Below are 17,962 nucleotides of genomic sequence, written 5' to 3' on the forward strand. Positions count from 1 at the left end.
GAGCTTGCTCGCGAAGATGGCGACTCGGTCTAGCGCCGGACTTGCTTCAGGGTCTCGGCAATCAAAAACGCCAATTCCAGCGACTGATCGGCATTCATCCGCGGATCACAGTGGGTGTGATAACGATCGGACAAGCCGTCCTCGGTAATCGGTCGGGCGCCGCCGATGCACTCGGTGACATTCTGTCCGGTCATCTCGATATGGATGCCGCCGGCATAGCTGCCTTCCGCTTCGTGCACCTGGAAGAACTGCTTCACCTCGCCAAGGATCTGCGCGAAGTCACGTGTCTTGTAGCCGCTGCTGGCCTTGATGGTGTTGCCGTGCATCGGATCGGAGCTCCACAGCACCTGCTTGCCTTCGCGCTGTACCGCGCGGATCAGTGCCGGCAGATGATCGCCGACCTTGTTCGCACCCATCCGCGCGATCAGGTTCAAGCGGCCCGGATCGTTGTCCGGGTTGAGCACGTCGATCAGGCGGATCAGGTCATCAGGATTCATGCTCGGTCCGACCTTGACGCCGATCGGGTTGTTCACCCCGCGCAGGAACTCGACGTGCGCGCCGTCGAGCTGGCGGGTGCGGTCGCCGATCCACAGCATGTGCGCCGAGCAATCGTAGTAATCGTTGGTCAGGCTGTCGCGGCGGACGAAGGCTTCTTCGTAGTTCAGCAGCAACGCTTCGTGGGCGGTGAAGAAACTGGTTTCGCGCAGTTGCGGCGAGCTGTCCATGCCGCAGGCGCGCATGAACGCCAGGGTTTCATCGATGCGGTCGGCGAGGTGGCTGTACTTCTCGGCCAGCGCCGAGTTGGCGATGAAATCCAGGTTCCACTTGTGCACTTGATGCAGGTCGGCAAAACCGCCCTGGGCGAAAGCGCGCAACAGGTTCAAGGTTGCTGTGGACTGATGATAGGACTGCAGCAAACGCTCCGGATCCGGCACGCGGCTCTTTTCGTCGAAGCCGATGCCGTTGACGATGTCGCCACGGTAGGCCGGCAGGGCTACGCCGCCGATGGTTTCGTCGTTGGCCGAACGCGGTTTGGCGAACTGGCCGGCCATGCGCCCGACCTTGACCACCGGGCAGCCAGCGGCGAAGGTCATGACGATTGCCATTTGCAGCAACACTTTGAAGGTGTCGCGGATCTTCGCGGCGGAGAATTCGGCGAAGCTTTCCGCGCAATCGCCGCCCTGCAACAGAAACGCGCGACCCTGGGTGACTTCGGCGAACTGGCGGCGCAGCTCGCGCGCTTCGCCGGCGAACACCAGCGGCGGATAGCTGGCCAGGGTCTGCTCGACCTGGCGCAGATGCGCGGCGTCGGGGTATTGCGGTTGTTGCTGGATCGGCAGGGCGCGCCAGCTGTCAGGGCTCCACGGTTGGCTCATCACGGTCTCGAAGTTCGTACGCAGGGAAGCGCCATGTTAGCAGCAATTAGTGCGTGACCTGCTCCCGCCCCATCGCTGACAATCGCCGCTTTGCCACGGCGCCACAGCGGTGCCATCGCGTCACCGCGCCCGGTGACCATCAGGAGACGAAATGACTGAGGAGCGCGTCGAGCATCTGCTCGCCGAAGTACAGGATGAGTTCGGCGTGATTCGCGTGCTGGAAGTGGCCGATTACCGCTTTCTCGAGTTCGGCGATGCGATCGAGCAGAGCTGCGTGTTCACTGCCGACCCGAGCTGGCTGGAATACGACTACACCCGCGCGATGCTGATCGGCGCGCTGTGCCTCGAGCAGCCGGAGAGTGCGCTGTTTCTCGGTTTGGGCGCGGGCACGCTGACCCAGGCTTGCCTGAAGTTTCTGCCGCTGGAAGACGTCGAAGCCATCGAACTGCGCCCGGACGTGCCGCGCCTGGCCATCGAATATCTCGGTCTGGATGATGATCCGCGTTTGTACATCCGCGTCGGCGATGCGCTTGAACTGCTGCCGACTGCCGAGCCGGCGGATCTGATTTTCGTCGACCTCTATACCGATGTCGGTCCCGGTGTCGGGCATCTGGCCTGGAGTTTTCTCGGCGATTGTCAGAAGCGCCTGAATCCGGGCGGCTGGCTGGTGATCAACCAGTGGGCCACCGACGATGGCAAGCCACTGGGCGCGGCGTTGTTGCGCGGGCTCTATCACCGGCATTACTGGGAGCTGCCAGTGAAGGAGGGCAACGTGATTCTGATCGTTCCGGCGGATCTCGATCAGGCGCTGGACATGCAGGCGCTGACCCAACGAGCCGAAGCGCTGGCGCCGCAGCTGGGTTATTCGTTGCAGTCGTTGATCAACGCGATTCGCCCGGCCACCTGAGCCGGCAGTACCGCCCCCTTCGCGAGCAGGCTCGCTCCCACATTTGAAATGCGTTCGACCTGTGGGAGCGAGCCTGCTCGCGAAAAGGCCCTGACAGGCAGCAGAATCTTCAGATGCCTTTGAAGATCCCTGGCCGCCGCTCCACCAACGATCGCACCCCCTCCCGGGCATCTTCAGTGGCGAGCAACTTCTTCACCAGCGCCGGTAACGCCTGCGCCGCCGCTGTCTCACCCTCATAACGCGCCTGTCTCGCTGACATCAAGGTCGCCTGCACGCCCAGCGGTGCCTGCCGGGCAATCCGTTCGGCCAGCTCGATCGCGCGGGGCAGCAAATCTTCGCTGGCCATCACTTCCTGGACCAAGCCCAGATGCAACGCATCGTGGGCATCGAACTCATCGCCGGTGAGCAACCAGCGCATCGCGTTGCCCCAGCCGGCAATCTGCTGGAAACGCAAAGTCGCGCCGCCAAACGGAAAGATCCCACGCTGCACTTCCATCTGCGCGAAGCGGGTATTGCTCGCGCACAGGTTGATGTCCGCCGCCAGCATCAGCTCGATGCCGATGGTCAGGCAGTAACCCTGCGCGGCGACGATGACCGGTTTGCTCACCCGTGGGCCGACGAAAACGCCCCAGGGATCGCAGCCGCCGCTCGGAACCTGCCAACCTTCGGCCAGCGCCGCGCTGGCATTGACCAGATCGAGCCCGGCGGTGAAGTGTTCGCCATGGCCGAACACCACGGCGACCCGCGCTTCGCGGTCGGCTTCGAACTCGCCGTAGGCCAGGCTCAGGTCGTTGAGCAGGTCGATATCGAAAGCGTTGCGCTTGGCCGCCCGATCGAGGCCGATCAAGTGCACATGACCACGACGTTCTCGGCTGACGCGGCCGGCGCAGGGCTGATTCATGGCTAAATCCTCAAGCGGGAAGGGCGGGTGCGCGGCGCTTTGCCGCAGGTCGGTGAACCGTTTAAGCGTCATCGCCCGCAGGGCCGGGCCTTTGCAAAATAGACCGTTGCGCGATTATCCGCAAAACCCCGTTACACGGCGGTGACACACGGATAAGGGCCACAAAAAAAGCTCCCTTTTCGGGCGAAATCCGGTATAGTGCGCGCCGGCCTTTAACCGGGCCGCGTTTAGGTAGCGCATTTCCCGAAGTCAGCTTCGGCTGCACGTCCGCATTGCGGGCTCTTCCTTGACGATTCATCTTCATTCATTCGTTTTCGCAAATCCCCGCCGACAAAGCTGCCAGGGCGACTCTTGAGTCTCAACACGGCATGCGCAGCTTTGGAGCATGGGTCTTTGCGGATGCACTTAGAGGCAGACCCATGACCCAGGAAACCGGCGGATTCGCCGCTTTTAATCTCAACCCGAATATTCTTGCAGCCGTCGCAGCGACTGGCTACGAAGAGCCTTCGGCGATTCAGCAGCAATCGATCCCGATCATCATGGCCGGCCAGGACATGATTGGCCAGGCGCAAACCGGTACCGGTAAAACCGCCGCGTTCGCACTGCCTATTCTGCACCGCATCGATCCTGCCAAGCGCGAACCGCAAGCCCTGATCCTGGCGCCAACCCGAGAGTTGGCGCTGCAAGTAGCAACCGCTTTTGAAACCTACGCCAAGCAAATGCCAGGCGTCACCGTCGTGGCTGTCTACGGCGGCGCGCCGATGGGCCCGCAACTCAAGGCAATCCGTAATGGCGCACAGATTGTTGTCGCTACTCCGGGTCGTCTGTGCGACCACCTGCGTCGCGACGAGAAAGTCCTGTCGACCGTGAACCATCTGGTTCTCGACGAAGCTGACGAAATGTTGAAGCTGGGCTTCATGGATGACCTGGAAGTCATCTTCAAGGCTCTGCCATCGACCCGCCAGACCGTGCTGTTCTCGGCGACCCTGCCGCAGTCGATCCGCGCCATTGCCGAACGCCATCTGCGCGATCCGCAACACGTCAAGATCCAGACCAAGACCCAGACAGTTACCGCGATCGAACAGGCTCACCTGTTGGTTCACGCTGACCAGAAAACCTCGGCCGTACTCAGCCTGCTGGAAGTCGAAGACTTCGACGCGCTGATCATGTTCGTGCGCACCAAGCAAGCGACCCTGGACCTGGCCAGCGCCCTCGACGCCAAAGGCTACAAAGCCGCTGCGTTGAACGGTGACATTGCCCAGAACCAGCGTGAGCGCGTGATCGACTCGCTCAAGGATGGCCGCCTGGACATCGTTGTCGCGACCGACGTTGCTGCCCGTGGTCTGGACGTTCCGCGCATCACTCACGTATTCAACGTTGACATGCCGTACGACCCGGAATCCTACGTGCACCGTATCGGCCGTACCGGCCGTGCCGGTCGCGAAGGTCGTGCACTGCTGCTGGTGACTCCACGTGAGCGCCGCATGCTGCAAGTGATCGAGCGCGTAACCGGTCAGAAAGTTGCCGAAGTACGCCTGCCAGACGCTCAAGCCGTTCTCGATGCTCGCATCAAGAAACTGACCAACAGCCTGTCGCCGCTGGTCGCTGATGCCGAATCGACTCACGGTGAACTGCTTGATCGCCTGACTGCCGACATCGGTTGCACCCCGCGTGCACTGGCTGCTGCGCTGCTGCGCAAGGCTACCAACGGTCAAGCGCTGAACCTGGCCGCGATCGAGAAGGAACGTCCACTGGTGCCGAACAACGCACCGCGTGGCGACCGTCCTGAGCGTTCCGGTGATCGTCCTGATCGTGGTGACCGCGAGCGTCGCGCGCCAATGCCTTTGGGCGAAGGCCGTGCTCGTTGCCGTACCGCGCTGGGTGCGCGTGACGGTATCGCTGCGAAAAACCTGCTGGGCGCCATCCTCAACGAAGGCGGTCTGGCCCGTGAAGCGATCGGTCGCATCCAGGTGCGTGACAGCTTCAGCCTCGTCGAACTGCCGGAAGAAGGTCTGGAAAAACTCCTGACCAAGCTGAAGGACACTCGCGTGGCTGGTAAGCAGCTCAAGCTGCGTCGCTACCGCGAAGATTGATCCGCCCTTGGGCTGATTGATCGAACATAAAAAATCCCCGACTGGTTCGGGGATTTTTTTTGCCTGTTCATTGGCTACTGTGGGAGCGAGCCTGCTCGCGAAGGCCTCAACCGAAGCGATAAATATCCATACCCAGCGCCCCCATCGTGAAACCCTGATGCGCCACGCTGAAAACCCCGCCCGCACCGCGAGCAAAATACAACGGCAACAAATGCTCATCACTGGGGTGACTGCGCACGGCATTCGGCGCCTGCTGGCGATAATCATGCAGCGCCGTTTCATCGTCGGCCGCCAGTTTGTCGATCATCCAGTCACGAAAATCCCGCGCCCACGGTTCAATGCTTTCCGGGCCGGCATGCCAGTCCAGCTCGCGGAGGTTGTGGGTGATGCTGCCGGAGCCGATCAACAGAATGCCGTGTTCGCGCAGGCTCGCCAGCGCACGGCCAACCCGGGTCTGCAACGCCGGTCCGCCGCGACTCGGCAACGAAACCTGCACCACCGGAATATCGGCCTGCGGATACATCAAAAACAGCGGCACCCAGACACCATGATCGAACGGTCGTTGCGGATCGAGCCGCGCCGGCAGGTCATTGGTGTTCAACCGCTCAGCCACCTCTGCGGCCAATTGCGGATTACCCGGGGCCGGGTACTGAACTTCAAACAGCGCACGGGGGAAACCGCCGAAGTCGTGCCAGGTTTCCGGATGCGGGTGGCTGCTGACCAGCAGTTCCTGGCTTTCCCAGTGTGCAGAGACGATGACGATGGCTTTGGGACGCGGCAGTTCGGCGGCCAGTCGCGCCAGTGCCGGGCCGCTGGCACCGGGCTCCAGCGCCAGCATCGGTGAACCGTGGGAGATAAACAGGCTGGGCAACATGGACGGGCTCCTGAGCGCTAAGATGAACCATCTTCAGTCAGATCATCGATCTGAATCCAATATAAGTTTCTGCGGTTTTTCATCGGTTTTTCGGGAGTGATCCATGCAGCCTGAGTTTTGGTACAAGAAATGGGATTCGAACCAGATCGGCTTTCATCAGGCCGAGGCCAACCCGTATTTGCAGCGTTACTGGCCGGAGCTGGCGATTGCACCGTCGGCGCGTGTGCTGGTGCCGCTGTGCGGGAAGAGTCTGGATCTGCTCTGGCTTGCCGGGCAGGGACACCAGGTGATTGGGGTTGAGCTAGCCGAAAAGGCTGTCGAGGAGTTTTTCAGCGAACATCAGTTGCAGCCGCAGATCAGCGATAAGGGGGCATTCAAGGTTTATCGCACTGTTGCGTTCGAATTGTGGTGCGGTGATTTTTTTGCGCTGACGGCAGAGGATGTTGCCGGTTGCACGGCGCTGTACGACCGCGCCGCGTTGATTGCCTTGCCGGACGCCATGCGCCAGCGCTACGCGGAGCATCTGCAACAGTTGCTGGCGTCGGAGATGAAAGGGCTGGTGATTACCCTGGATTACGATCAGTCGCAGATCCCGGGACCGCCGTTTGCGGTGAGTGATGATGAGGCGCAGCGGCTGCTGGGCCAGGGTTGGCAGCTGGAGAAACTGGAAGAGCGGGATATTCTGGCTGAGAGCCCGAAGTTTCTGCAGGGCGGGGTTGAGTGGTTGGTGGAGCGGGTTTATCGGGTTTCTTCCAGATAGTTTTCTGTCAGCAGCTCCGGCGTCTTCGCGAGCAGGCTCGCTCCCACAGGGGAATGCATTCCAAAGGTGGGAGCGAGCCTGCTCGCGAAAGGGACTTTGCTGACAACGCATGATCTGAAGATACAAAAAAAGGCCCGCATCGCTGCGGGCCTTCTTTTTCACTTCGGTCAAATCAACCGCGACGACGCAGTGCGTCAATACGCTCTTCCAGCGGCGGGTGGCTCATGAACATGCGGGCGAAGCCCTGTTTGATGCCACCGTTGATGCCGAAGGCGTTCAGGGTGTCGGGCATGTGCACCGGCAGGCCCTGTTCGGCACGCAGGCGTTGCAGAGCGCCAATCATCGCGCTGGTACCGGCCAGGCGGGCGCCGGCTTCGTCGGCACGGAATTCGCGCTTGCGCGAGAACCACATGACGATTGCGCTGGCGAGGATGCCCAGCACCAGTTCGGCGAAGATGGTCGCCACGTAATAGGCGATGCCCTGGCCTTCTTCGTTCTTGAAGATGACCTTGTCGACGAAGTTACCGATGATCCGCGCGAAGAACATCACAAAAGTGTTCACCACGCCCTGGATCAGCGCCAGCGTGACCATGTCACCATTGGCGACGTGACCGATTTCGTGGGCCAGTACGGCTTTCACTTCATCGGGCGAGAATCGCTCGAGCAGGCCCTGGCTGACCGCGACCAGCGCGTCGTTCTTGTTCCAGCCGGTAGCGAAAGCATTCGCTTCGTAGGCCGGGAAAATCCCGACTTCAGGCATCTTGATCCCGGCTTCGCGGGACAATTGCTCGACCGTTTGCAGCAGCCATTGCTCATGACGGGTGCGTGGCTGGCTGATGATTTGCGTGCCGGTGCTCATCTTCGCCATCCACTTGGAGATGAACAGCGAGAACAGCGAGCCGGCGAAACCAAAGACCGCACAGAAGACCAGCAGCTGACTGAGGTCGAGGTCGACCCCGTTGGCCGCCATGAACCCGTTGAAGCCGAACAGGCTCAGGGTGATGCTGGCTATCAGCACGACCGCCAGGTTAGTGGCCAAAAACAGCAGGATGCGCATCATGGTTGTAGAACTCTCCTCAAGCTAAAGATGTAGCGTACTGCGGGGTATATAAGGTGCGGCACCGGGCTATTCAACCGAGTGACTATTTCAAACTGTGTCCTACAGCGGTTTCCTGAGCAAAAAGAAAATTCCCACCCTCGATTCCGACACGGATGACACAGCCTTTCGCCCCGCCGCCATTAGGTCAGATACGTCTGTACGGCTCGCATCGCAAGTGTAGAAGGGCTGCAAAGGCGCGGAACAAAGATGTGTTGCTGAATCAGACAGTGCGCAACAGCCAATCCGTTGCGCACTGCTGGCCCATTACTGGCGGTAGGACTTGAGGAAGTTGCCGATGCGGCCGATGGCCATTTCCAGATCATCGACGCGGGGCAGGGTGACCACGCGGAAGTGATCCGGCCACGGCCAATTGAATGCCGTGCCCTGCACCACCAGCAGCTTCTCGGAAAGCAGCAGATCAAGCACGAATTTCTCGTCGTTATGGATCGGGCAGACCTTCGGGTCGATTTTCGGGAACGCGTACAACGCGCCCATCGGCTTCACGCAGCTGACGCCGGGAATATCGTTGAGCAACTCCCAGGTGCGATTGCGCTGCTCCAGCAGGCGACCCTGCGGCAGCACCAGATCGTTGATGCTCTGGTAGCCGCCCAGCGCCGTCTGGATCGCGTGCTGGCTCGGCACGTTGGCGCACAGGCGCATGTTGGCCAGCATGTCGATGCCTTCGATGTAGCTCTGCGCGTTGTGTTTCGGCCCGGAGATGGCGATCCAGCCGGAGCGGAAACCGGCCACGCGGTAGGATTTCGACAGGCCGTTGAAGGTCAGGCAGAGCAGGTCCGGGGCCAGCGAAGCGGTGCAGATGTGCACGGCGTCGTCATAAAGAATCTTGTCGTAGATCTCGTCGGAGAACACCACCAGATTGTGCGCACGGGCGATTTCCAGCATGCCCAGCAACACTTCCTTCGAGTACACCGCACCGGTCGGGTTGTTCGGGTTGATGATCACCATGGCCTTGGTGTTCGGGGTGATCTTGGCCTTGATGTCGGCCAGATCCGGGAACCAGTCGGCGCCTTCGTCGCACAGATAATGCACAGCGTTACCGCCAGCGAGGCTGACGGCAGCGGTCCACAGCGGATAGTCCGGGGCTGGCACCAGCACTTCGTCGCCGTTATTGAGCAGCGCCTGCAGCGACATCACGATCAGCTCGGACACACCGTTGCCCAGATAGATGTCTTCGATGCCGACACCTTCAACCTGCTTCTGCTGGTAGTACTGCATCACCGCCTTGCGCGCGCTGAACAGGCCTTTGGAATCGCTGTAGCCCTGCGCGGTCGGCAGGTTGCGGATCACGTCCTGGAGGATTTCGTCCGGCGCTTCGAAACCAAACGGCGCCGGGTTGCCGATGTTCAGCTTGAGGATGCGCTGGCCTTCCTCTTCCAGTCGTTTGGCGTGCTTGAGCACCGGGCCGCGAATGTCGTAGCAGACGTTGGCGAGCTTGTTCGATTTGCTGAACTGCATGGCGATGTGATCCCGAAAATGAACGATCCAGGCGGCAAATGGACAACCGTACTGGGATTGCTGCGTCTTCGCACAGGCGGAGGTCTGGCGCTTTTGCGCTCAGAATCCGTTTGAATGCGCCCGGTCTGGCTGCCAGACTGGCGCGTGACGAGGCGCAATCATACGTGCCGCCCGATCCGTGGAAAAGGTACAGATCGGGCTTTTTCAGCCGCTGAGGTGTGATGATGGAAAAGTTGCAGAAAACCCTGGAAGAATGGCGTGCCATGCTCGACCCCGAGCAGTACAACGTCTGCCGTCTGAGTGCCACCGAGCGTCCGTTCTCGGGCAAATACAACGACACCAAAACCGACGGTGTCTACCACTGTGTGTGCTGCAACGAGCCTTTGTTCGATTCGAAGACCAAATTCGACTCCGGCTGCGGCTGGCCGAGCTTTTACGCGCCGATCGGCGATAGCGCGATGGCTGAGATCCGCGACACCAGCCACGGCATGATTCGCACCGAAGTGAAATGCGCGCGCTGCGATGCGCATCTGGGGCACGTATTCCCGGATGGCCCGCCACCGACGGGCCTGCGTTATTGCATCAACTCGGTGTGCCTGAATCTCGAGCCGCGCGAATAACCGAAACAGGCGACATTGCGTCGCCTTTTTATCGAGCAATTAGATTGCACGCAATTCAATTGCTCGTTATGTTTGCGCCTTCCTCACCATTGCGGAGCCGACCCATGAGCGACAACCTGCTGAATATCCCGTGCACCACCATCAAGGGTGAGCAAAAGACTTTGGCCGATTTCGCCGGTAAAGCGGTGCTGGTGGTCAATACCGCGAGCAAGTGTGGCTTCACTCCGCAATACAAGGGCCTCGAAGAACTCTGGCAGACCTACAAGGACCAGGGGCTGGTGGTACTGGGTTTTCCGTGCAACCAGTTCGGCAAGCAGGAGCCGGGCAATGAGGGCGCCATCAGCGAGTTCTGCGAACTGAATTTCGGCGTCAGCTTCCCGCTGTTCAAAAAGATCGACGTCAACGGCGCCGATGCTCACCCGCTGTTCGTGCAGTTGAAGAAGCGCGCCCCGGGCCTGCTCGGCTCGCAGGGCATCAAGTGGAATTTCACCAAGTTCCTCATCGGCAAGGATGGCCAGTTGGTCAAGCGTTTCGCCCCGACGACCAAACCGCAGGACCTGAGCGGCGAGATCGAAGCTTTGCTGAAATGAGTCAGCCGGGTGATTCGCTGAAGCTCGACAGCCAGTTGTGCTTCAAGCTGTACGCGGCCTCGCGGGCGGTGATTCGTGCCTACAAGCCGATGCTCGATCAGTTGGGCCTGACGTATCCGCAGTACCTGGCGATGCTGGTGCTGTGGGAATGGCAGGATGCTGCGCCGGAGCAACCGACGGTCAAGGCCTTGGGCGAACGTCTGGCGCTGGACTCGGGGACATTGACGCCATTGCTCAAGCGTCTGGAGCAGAGCGATCTGGTCCGGCGTCGGCGCTCGGCGCGCGACGAACGTGAGATGCATCTGAGCCTGACGCCTGCCGGAGCCGCATTGCGCGAGCGGGTCGGTCCGCTGAAAGCGCGCCTGCTCTGCGACAGTGGCGTTGATCTGGACCGACTCAATGATTTGCGCGCCGGCCTCGATCACTTGCTCGGGCAAATCAAAGCGCTGGCGTAGTCGGCATCCACTGATCGAGCAGCGCGGCGAGTTCTTCGCGGCGAAACGGTTTGGCCAGATAGTCACTCATGCCCGCCGCGCGGCAGCGTTCGCGTTCCTCGGACATGGCATTGGCGGTCAGCGCGACAATCGGCAGATTCGGCCAGCGCCCGCTCTGGCGAATCTGCCGACTGGCTTCATAGCCATCCATCACCGGCATGTTGCAGTCCATCAGCACCAGATCGAAATCGGCAAACTCCAGCTGATCCAGCGCCTCGGCGCCATGCCCCGCCACCACCACATCGCAGCCAAGCTTGCCAAGCATGCCTTTTGCCACCAGTTGATTGACCGGGTTGTCCTCGACCAGCAGCACCTTGCCCCGGCGCGCGGACGGCGAGGCGTCCGCTTGCGCTTCGGTGAGGGCGGCGACCTCCGGTTGCAGAATCCGTCGCAGATGCTGGTACAGCGCGTTGCGCGCCAGCGGCCGGGCCTGCTGCTGCAAGGGGGCGAGGGCGGCGGCTTCTTCGCTGGGCAGAAAACTGCCGTAAGCAGTCACCAGCAGAATCGGCGCGGTGATGCTCGGGCGCAGACCGAACAGGCATTCCGGACAATCGGTGATCAGCACATCCGGATTCAGGCCCAGCAGCGAATCATCAATAGTGCGCTGCGTGTATTCCAGGCCCCACACCGGCAACAGGCTTTTCAGCAATTCCGCCAGGCCACTGCTGGCTGCAGTAATGGCGAGGACCTTGCCACGTAACGGCTGGGGAGGGAGGGCGCGAGTGTGGCAGGGCAGTGGCAGCTCGGCACAGAACTGGCTGCCAAAACCGCTTTCGGAGCTGATGGTCAGGCGCCCCTGCATCGCTTCGCACAGGTTATATGTCAGCGCCAACCCCAGCCCGGTGCCGCCGTACTGACGGGTGATACCAGCGCCGGCCTGGGTGAACGGCTGGAAGATTTTCACCTGCGCTTCCTGGGCGATGCCGATGCCGGTGTCGCAGACTTCGATGCGCACGCCGCCCTTGTGTGCCGACAGGCGCACATCGACCCGACCGAAACGGGTGAATTTCAGCGCATTCGACAGCAGGTTGCTGACGATCTGCCGCACTCGGGTCGGGTCGCCCAGCACCAGCGCCGGGAAGTGCGGCTCGATCAGGCAGGTCAGCTCTACGCTCGGCGCGGCGTTCTGCGAGAGCAGGTTGGCGGTGTCTTCGATCAGCGAGCCGAGGTCGAACGGGATGTTTTCCAACTCCAGTTGCCCGGCGTCGAATTTCGACAGGTCGAGAATATCGTTGAGCAGTTCCACCAGCACCTTGCCCGAGTCGTGGGCGATCGACAGTTGTTGCTGCTGCTCGGCGTTGAGCGGGCCGTCCAGTGACAGTGCGATCATCCCCAGCAAACCGTTGAGCGGTGTGCGGATTTCATGGCTCATGTTGGCCAGAAACGCCGAACGCGCTTCGGCCATGTCCAGCGCAGTGCGGCGGGCCACTTCGAGCTCTTCGTTGGATTGACTGAGGCGGGCGTTGATTGCCTTGAGTTCGGCGGTGCGCGCCGAGACGATGTCTTCCAGTTGCGCGAGGTATTCGGTCAGGCGATTTTCCGCGGTGCGCCGTTGCTGGATTTCGGTGGCGATGTTCTCGAACTGCTGATTGGCGACCTTGACCAGCACGCCGATCTCATCGTTGCCGTGGCCGGCCGGGCACTCAAGCGTGGTCGGCTCGGCGCTGCGCGGGTCGCGACCGCTGAGCTCACGAATGACCCGCACCAGTGGTTTGGTCAGCATCACGTAGAACAGCGCCAGGAGGATACCGGTCAGCAGCAGACTGCGGGCGAAACCGTTGAGCAGGGTGACTTCCGCGCGGCGCAAGAAGCGGCTGCCAAAGGCGTAAGTGTCGACTTCCAGTTTGAGGACGCCGAGGGATTCGTTGGGCAAATGGTCGAGGTACAGGCGATCTTCGAAATGACGCTTGGCGCCGAACAGGAAGTCGCTGATCAGCCGATAGCTGCTCTGCAGTTCCGGGCGTTTGACGTTGGCCAGGACGGTCTCGTTGTTGTCGATCAGTTGCGCGGCGATGATCGCCGGCGAGCGCAGCAGGCCGAGGGTGAGCTCCTGCGCCAGTTCGGCATCAATGTTGTAGGCGATGCGCGAGGCCGGATTGTGGCTGATTTCCAGCAGTGCGAGGATTTCCCGGTTGATGGAAGCGTCTTCGCTGGCATAATCGATGCCGATCTGCAGCAGACTGAGCAGGGTGCCCAGAATGAACCCGACCAGCACGGTAAGCCTGGCTTGCTTGTAAGACAGCCGGTGGGTGAATTTGATATCCATGGGTTGTTGAACCACTTCCGTTTCCCTTCGCTGCTCAAGCATAGTCGATCATGCAGGGATACCGAGGTTCCCGAATCGCCTTGTAACAAGGCTTGCTGAGGCGATTTTATCTGTGTGTCGTCGCTGGATCGTCATCATCACTGTGAAAGTGCCCGAGGAGAAGACGTGGATTCCCGATTGAATGCTTTTCTTGAACGCGCCGAGTCGGTTCTGGCGCGAATCGAACCACTGTTGCCGGCACCGCGCCCCGTCATTGACTGGAACACATGCCTGGCAGCGCGCTGGCAGCGTGACGGTCGCAGCGGCTACCTGTTGCCGCTGGAAGTCAGCCTCGACATGCGTCTGTCCGACCTGATCGGCGTCGACCGGCAGTTGGAGCAGTTGGGGCGCAACACACAACAATTTCTTGATGGCATGCCGGCCAACCACGCCTTGCTCTGGGGCTCGCGCGGTACCGGCAAGTCTTCGCTGGTGCGTGCGTTGCTGGCCGAGCACGCCGCTGCCGGCCTGCGTCTGATCGAGATCGAACGCGATCACTTGGCTGACCTGCCACGGGTGGTCGAGCAAGTCGCCAAATTGCCGCAACGTTTCGTGCTGTTCTGCGATGACCTGTCGTTCGAATCCGGCGAAGGCGACTACCGCGTGCTGAAAAGCGTGCTCGACGGTTCGCTCGAGCAGGCACCCGACAACGTCTTGCTGTACGCCACTTCCAACCGCCGCCACCTGGTGCCGGAAAAGGAAAGCGACAACGAAAACTGGAAGCGCGTCGACGGCGAACTGCACCCGAGCGAAGCGGTGGAAGACAAGATCGCCCTGTCCGACCGTTTCGGTCTGTGGCTGTCGTTCTACCCGTTTACCCAGGAACATTTTCTCAACGTCGTCGAGCACTGGATCGGCCAGTTGGCCGCCAAGGCCGGCCTGAGCTGGCAGCGCGACGAAGCACTGGACATCCTCGCCGTGCGCTGGGCCACCGGCCGCGGTAATCGCAACGGACGTTGCGCGTATCAATTCGCCCGCTACTGGGTGGGACTGAAATTGCTGGAGCACAAGGCATGATTGATTTGCAACAAAGCGGCCAGGGCCTCGAAGGCTACGGTATGTTGGCCGCGCAACTGGAATCGCTACTGGCGGACGAACGCGACTTCATCGCCAATGCCGCGCAGTTTTCCGCATTCCTGTTCAACCAGCTCGATGATCTGAACTGGGCCGGTTTCTACCTCAATCGCAACGAAGAGCTGGTGCTCGGCCCGTTTCAGGGACAGATCGCTTGCGTGCGCATCCCGTTCGGGCGCGGTGTTTGCGGCGCTGCTGCTGCCAGCCTGCAAACCCAGCGCGTCGAGGATGTACATGCCTTCCCGGGCCACATCGCCTGCGACAGCGCGTCCAACAGCGAACTGGTAGTGCCCTTGGTCAAGGACGGACGCCTGATAGGTGTGCTCGACCTCGACAGCCCGAAGCTGGCGCGTTTCGGCGCCGAGGATCAGGCCGGCATTGAGCAACTGGCGGCGATTTTCCTGCGCCTGACCGACTGCTGATCAACCGCTGAGGCCAGCCTTGTGCAACAGGCTGGCCGTATCCACGCTGTCGATTTGCGCGGGATCAAGAAACCGCGTCGCGTACTGCATGTACACACCCTCATTGATGAACAGGCCGAACAACGGCGCATCGATGTGCGCTTCACGGCACATGGTCGCCATGATCCCCAGCGCCTCGCTCAACGACTTGGCTTTCTTGTAAGGGCGATCGGCGGCGGTCAGCGCTTCGAAAATATCGGCAATCGCCATCATCCTCGCCGGCAGGCTCATCTCCTCGCGTTTCAGCCGTTTCGGATACCCGGTGCCGTCCATTTTTTCATGATGACCGCCGGCGATCTCGGCAATGCTGTCCAGGTGACCGGGGAAGGGCAGGTGGCTGAGCATCATGATCGTCTGCACCATGTGATGGTTGATGATGTAGCGCTCTTCACGGGTAAGGGTGCCGCGGGCGATCTTCAGGTTGTACAGCTCGCCGCGGTTGTACTTGTACTCGGGTACATCGAGTTTGAAGCCCCAGGGGTTGTCCTCGGGGATCAGCTCGTTCTTGTCGCGTTCGATCAGATGCTCGGGTTTGTCGGCGAGCAGTGTTTCACTGACGGGCAGCGTCGCCGCCGGTGTTTTTGCCTGGCGGCGGTTTTCTTCCCATGACACACCGAGGCGATCATCCAGTGTGCGCAGCCATCTGCGTTGCGCGACTTGCTCGAGGCGCAGCAGATCGGCCTCGGCCATGGCCTCGCCACCGAGATTGCAGCGGGCGACAAAGGCGAAGTCGTCGTCGAGCATCAGCAACTCACTATCACGGGCGCGGGCCAGCGCCGCTTCGTCTGCACCGCTTGCCAGCGTCTGCCAGTAGTTGATCCACACGTCACGCTTGAGCACCTCGAAGCGGGTGCGGATTTCGTGGATGCGGTCGTTGATGGTCTCGAGCTTGGTGGCCTTGTCGACTACGTATTCCGGCGTCGTGACCTTGCCGCAATCGTGCAGCCACGCTGCGATGTGCAACGCCTCCCATTCATCCTCGCTCGGTTGGTAAGCGCTGAACGCCGGGTCCTGGCTTGCCGCAGCGGCCTGGGCGAGCATCAGCGTCAATTCCGGCACTCGCTGGCAATGGCCACCGGTGTAGGGGCTCTTGGCATCGATCGCGCTGGCGAGCAGTTGGATGAAGGCATCGAGCAGTTGTTTCTGCCGCGCTTGCAGACGCTGACTTTCGATGCTCACCGCCGCCGCGCCGGACACCGCCTGCAAGAAGGCGATACGGTCGGGGCGCAGCTTTTCCAGGTCGCCCGGCGCGCCGCTGTCATTGACCAGCAGAATCAGCAGGCCGATGGTTTCGTCGTGCTGGTTGTGCAGGCGGATGCCGATCAGGTGGATGCGCGGTGATTCCATGGCCAAGAGGATTTTCTGCAAGTCGCCGGCCTGATCGAAGCCCAGATGGCTGACGGTATTGTTGGCGCTGGCCAGTTGCTCGAACCACGCCGGGCCGGTGTTTTTGTGCAGCTCACGTCCCTCAATGTCAAACGCCTCCAGCTTCTGCGGCACGCCATCGATGACCAGTCCATAGGGTTCCATGCGCGCGCCGTCGGCTTCGCGCAGGTAGATCAGACCGGCCTGCGCCTGAGCGATCTGCACGGTTTCGAACAGCACGCGTTCGAGCAGCGGGGCAAAACGGGTTTCGGCGCAAAGGCTGTCGGTGATGCGGAAGAAACTGCCCAGGGTTTCTTTCATCCGCGCCATCGACAGGCTCAATTGATCGACTTCCAGTACGGGCGAGCGGCGCGCCAGCGGAGAACTGAAGTCGAAGCTGCGGATCGCGTCGGCTTCTTTGACCAAGGCATGCAGCGGCTTGACCAGAATCCGCGAAATCACCCAGCCCAATGGCAGGCACAGCAACAGGATGGCGAGGGTGATCAGCGCGCCTTGCCAGCGCATGCGGAACGCATCCACCAGTAATTCGTCTTCTGGCACCAGCAGCGCCAGTTGCAAACCTTTCGGCCCGCCTTCCTCGATGCTGGTGCGCGCGACGATCCATTGCCGGTCGTTTACTTGCAGACGCTTGCCGATAGTGTCGGAGCTGAGCAGCGCGTTCAGCTCAGGGCTGAGATCGGCCGCTCTGGCCAGACGTGCAGTGCGGTCATCGACGATCAGGCGATGGCTGTCGTGATAGGCCACGGCGTTGCCATCGGTGTCGTACAGTGCGATCTCTGTCGAAGGCGTGACCCGGTGCTTGCCCAAGGCGGTCGACAGCGAAGCGAGGGTCAGATCGGCGCCAATCACCGCGTTCTCGCCGCTGCGCCGGGCCAGCGTGGTGCCGACATTGTGGGTCGAGAAAAATACATAGGGCTCGGTGGTGATTTGCCCGGCCTGTTGCAGGGCGTCGCTGAACCAGGTCCGGCTGCGCGGATCGTAAGGCTCGTCTGGATGATCGCGGCGGCTGAGCGGCGTCAGCGCCTGATCAAAGAACAATGATTGCGAGCGTACAGTGCCTTGCGGCTCGTGCTCGATGCTCCAGACCTGATAGGCCGCCGCTTCCGGCGCCTGAAGCTGTGCCTTGAGTTCCGCCGTGCGCAGCGCGCGCACCATGAAGAAATCACCATTGGTATAACCCAGATACAGCGATGCCAGCGCCGGGTTGTCGGTCAGCGACTGGCTGAAGGGTTTGAGCAACGGCAGGCGTTGTTGCAGATCGCTCGCGTGGGCCGCCGGGGTGTCCGCCAGCAGGCTCAGCAGGTTGCGGATCGGCTGATAGGTTGCCTGCAGATCGAGGCGTACATCCTGCTCGATCCGATCAAACAGCTTTTCGCTGCTCGACAGGATGATCTGCGTGGTCTGGTGGTAATTGAACAGGCCCAGCACCACGCCCGTAAGCAATAAAAGAAAGGTGAACATGACGCTGATGTGCACGTGCAGCGGCAACCGGCGTTGCTCGGGGCGCAGTGGGCTGTGCATTGCTGGCTCTCCATGAATGTTTAAC

The 17,962-nt window shown here is 61.1% G+C and carries 15 protein-coding genes; 8 read left to right on the forward strand and 7 right to left on the reverse strand.

Features of this window, described 5'->3' with window-relative positions; genetic code table 11:
- Positions 1-29: 29 nt before the first annotated feature.
- Positions 30-1,376, reverse strand: coding sequence for a 3-deoxy-7-phosphoheptulonate synthase class II (locus D8U61_RS20150; RefSeq protein WP_130927523.1), 1,347 nt, complete (start codon positions 1,374-1,376; stop codon positions 30-32).
- A 151-nt stretch (positions 1,377-1,527) separates the two neighbouring features.
- Between D8U61_RS20150 and D8U61_RS20155 the strand changes: the two genes are divergently transcribed.
- Positions 1,528-2,283 carry a spermidine synthase gene (locus D8U61_RS20155; protein ID WP_130927524.1) on the forward strand — a complete coding sequence of 252 codons (756 nt, stop codon included), beginning with the start codon at positions 1,528-1,530 and terminating at the stop codon, positions 2,281-2,283.
- A 109-nt stretch (positions 2,284-2,392) separates the two neighbouring features.
- On the opposite strand, the gene D8U61_RS20160 is transcribed toward D8U61_RS20155, so the two are convergent.
- Positions 2,393-3,184, reverse strand: a complete 792-nt coding sequence (locus D8U61_RS20160) for a crotonase/enoyl-CoA hydratase family protein (protein WP_073472434.1) — start codon at positions 3,182-3,184, stop codon at positions 2,393-2,395.
- Positions 3,185-3,603: 419 nt separating this feature from the next.
- On the opposite strand from D8U61_RS20160, the gene D8U61_RS20165 reads away from it, so the two are divergent.
- Positions 3,604-5,277, forward strand: coding sequence for a DEAD/DEAH box helicase (locus tag D8U61_RS20165; protein ID WP_016770859.1), 1,674 nt, complete (start codon positions 3,604-3,606; stop codon positions 5,275-5,277).
- Between the two features lie 106 nt (positions 5,278-5,383).
- Here the strand turns inward: D8U61_RS20165 and D8U61_RS20170 are convergent, their stop codons facing one another.
- A complete protein-coding gene (locus D8U61_RS20170; RefSeq protein WP_130903331.1) occupies positions 5,384-6,151 on the reverse strand; it encodes a class III extradiol ring-cleavage dioxygenase in 768 nt (255 codons plus the stop codon).
- Positions 6,152-6,254: 103 nt separating this feature from the next.
- Between D8U61_RS20170 and D8U61_RS20175 the strand changes: the two genes are divergently transcribed.
- Positions 6,255-6,911 (forward strand): thiopurine S-methyltransferase, encoded by a 657-nt coding sequence (locus D8U61_RS20175; protein ID WP_130927525.1) that lies wholly within the window; start codon positions 6,255-6,257, stop codon positions 6,909-6,911.
- A 172-nt stretch (positions 6,912-7,083) separates the two neighbouring features.
- Here the strand turns inward: D8U61_RS20175 and htpX are convergent, their stop codons facing one another.
- Together htpX and D8U61_RS20185 are read right to left on the reverse strand one after the other, a co-directional pair.
- The gene (gene htpX, locus D8U61_RS20180; protein WP_007908619.1) at positions 7,084-7,971 is read right to left on the reverse strand and encodes a protease HtpX; all 888 of its coding nucleotides are present in this window, start codon (positions 7,969-7,971) and stop codon (positions 7,084-7,086) included.
- Between the two features lie 303 nt (positions 7,972-8,274).
- Entirely contained in the window at positions 8,275-9,486 is a 1,212-nt protein-coding gene (locus D8U61_RS20185; protein WP_016770856.1) for a pyridoxal phosphate-dependent aminotransferase, read from the reverse strand.
- Positions 9,487-9,710: 224 nt separating this feature from the next.
- Here D8U61_RS20185 and msrB point away from each other — a divergent pair, with 224 nt between their 5' ends.
- The 3 genes from msrB (at position 9,711) to D8U61_RS20200 (ending at position 11,151) form a co-directional block, all read left to right on the forward strand.
- Positions 9,711-10,106 carry a peptide-methionine (R)-S-oxide reductase MsrB gene (gene msrB / locus D8U61_RS20190; RefSeq protein WP_016770855.1) on the forward strand — a complete coding sequence of 132 codons (396 nt, stop codon included), beginning with the start codon at positions 9,711-9,713 and terminating at the stop codon, positions 10,104-10,106.
- 104 nt (positions 10,107-10,210) lie between these two features.
- Positions 10,211-10,696: a glutathione peroxidase gene (locus tag D8U61_RS20195; protein ID WP_016770854.1), complete on the forward strand. Its 486-nt coding sequence runs from the start codon at positions 10,211-10,213 to the stop codon at positions 10,694-10,696.
- A complete protein-coding gene (locus D8U61_RS20200) occupies positions 10,693-11,151 on the forward strand; it encodes a MarR family transcriptional regulator (protein WP_125926337.1) in 459 nt (152 codons plus the stop codon). Before D8U61_RS20195 ends, D8U61_RS20200 begins: the two co-directional genes overlap by 4 nt.
- Here the strand turns inward: D8U61_RS20200 and D8U61_RS20205 are convergent.
- Positions 11,135-13,456 carry a response regulator gene (locus D8U61_RS20205; protein WP_038860418.1) on the reverse strand — a complete coding sequence of 774 codons (2,322 nt, stop codon included), beginning with the start codon at positions 13,454-13,456 and terminating at the stop codon, positions 11,135-11,137. The two genes, D8U61_RS20200 and D8U61_RS20205, sit on opposite strands and share 17 nt — an antisense overlap.
- A 165-nt stretch (positions 13,457-13,621) precedes the next feature.
- On the opposite strand from D8U61_RS20205, the gene D8U61_RS20210 reads away from it, so the two are divergent.
- Both D8U61_RS20210 and D8U61_RS20215 read left to right on the forward strand, forming a co-directional pair.
- Complete coding sequence (locus D8U61_RS20210; RefSeq protein ID WP_016770851.1) at positions 13,622-14,512, forward strand: ATP-binding protein; 891 nt, start codon at positions 13,622-13,624, stop codon at positions 14,510-14,512.
- A complete protein-coding gene (locus D8U61_RS20215) occupies positions 14,509-14,991 on the forward strand; it encodes a GAF domain-containing protein (RefSeq protein WP_016770850.1) in 483 nt (160 codons plus the stop codon). Before D8U61_RS20210 ends, D8U61_RS20215 begins: the two co-directional genes overlap by 4 nt.
- Here D8U61_RS20215 and D8U61_RS20220 read toward each other — a convergent pair whose 3' ends face one another.
- Positions 14,992-17,937 carry an HD domain-containing phosphohydrolase gene (locus tag D8U61_RS20220; RefSeq protein WP_130927526.1) on the reverse strand — a complete coding sequence of 982 codons (2,946 nt, stop codon included), beginning with the start codon at positions 17,935-17,937 and terminating at the stop codon, positions 14,992-14,994. It lies immediately after the preceding gene.
- Between the last annotated feature and the right edge of the window lie 25 nt (positions 17,938-17,962).

It is taken from the genome of Pseudomonas sp. Sample_14 (assembly GCF_004307515.1).
In the GTDB taxonomy this organism is placed as follows: domain Bacteria; phylum Pseudomonadota; class Gammaproteobacteria; order Pseudomonadales; family Pseudomonadaceae; genus Aquipseudomonas; species Aquipseudomonas atacamensis.

Excerpts from the sequence above, each read along its gene's own strand:
- D8U61_RS20150 (WP_130927523.1), bottom strand. The coding sequence starts at position 1,376 with ATGAGCCAACCGTGGAGCCCTGACAGCTGGCGCGCCCTGCCGATCCAG.
- D8U61_RS20155 (WP_130927524.1), top strand. The coding sequence starts at position 1,528 with ATGACTGAGGAGCGCGTCGAGCATCTGCTCGCCGAAGTACAGGATGAG.
- D8U61_RS20160 (WP_073472434.1), bottom strand. The coding sequence starts at position 3,184 with ATGAATCAGCCCTGCGCCGGCCGCGTCAGCCGAGAACGTCGTGGTCAT.
- D8U61_RS20165 (WP_016770859.1), top strand. The coding sequence starts at position 3,604 with ATGACCCAGGAAACCGGCGGATTCGCCGCTTTTAATCTCAACCCGAAT.
- D8U61_RS20170 (WP_130903331.1), bottom strand. The coding sequence starts at position 6,151 with ATGTTGCCCAGCCTGTTTATCTCCCACGGTTCACCGATGCTGGCGCTG.
- D8U61_RS20175 (WP_130927525.1), top strand. The coding sequence starts at position 6,255 with ATGCAGCCTGAGTTTTGGTACAAGAAATGGGATTCGAACCAGATCGGC.
- htpX (WP_007908619.1), bottom strand. The coding sequence starts at position 7,971 with ATGATGCGCATCCTGCTGTTTTTGGCCACTAACCTGGCGGTCGTGCTG.
- D8U61_RS20185 (WP_016770856.1), bottom strand. The coding sequence starts at position 9,486 with ATGCAGTTCAGCAAATCGAACAAGCTCGCCAACGTCTGCTACGACATT.
- msrB (WP_016770855.1), top strand. The coding sequence starts at position 9,711 with ATGGAAAAGTTGCAGAAAACCCTGGAAGAATGGCGTGCCATGCTCGAC.
- D8U61_RS20195 (WP_016770854.1), top strand. The coding sequence starts at position 10,211 with ATGAGCGACAACCTGCTGAATATCCCGTGCACCACCATCAAGGGTGAG.
- D8U61_RS20200 (WP_125926337.1), top strand. The coding sequence starts at position 10,693 with ATGAGTCAGCCGGGTGATTCGCTGAAGCTCGACAGCCAGTTGTGCTTC.
- D8U61_RS20205 (WP_038860418.1), bottom strand. The coding sequence starts at position 13,456 with ATGGATATCAAATTCACCCACCGGCTGTCTTACAAGCAAGCCAGGCTT.
- D8U61_RS20215 (WP_016770850.1), top strand. The coding sequence starts at position 14,509 with ATGATTGATTTGCAACAAAGCGGCCAGGGCCTCGAAGGCTACGGTATG.
- D8U61_RS20220 (WP_130927526.1), bottom strand. The coding sequence starts at position 17,937 with ATGCACAGCCCACTGCGCCCCGAGCAACGCCGGTTGCCGCTGCACGTG.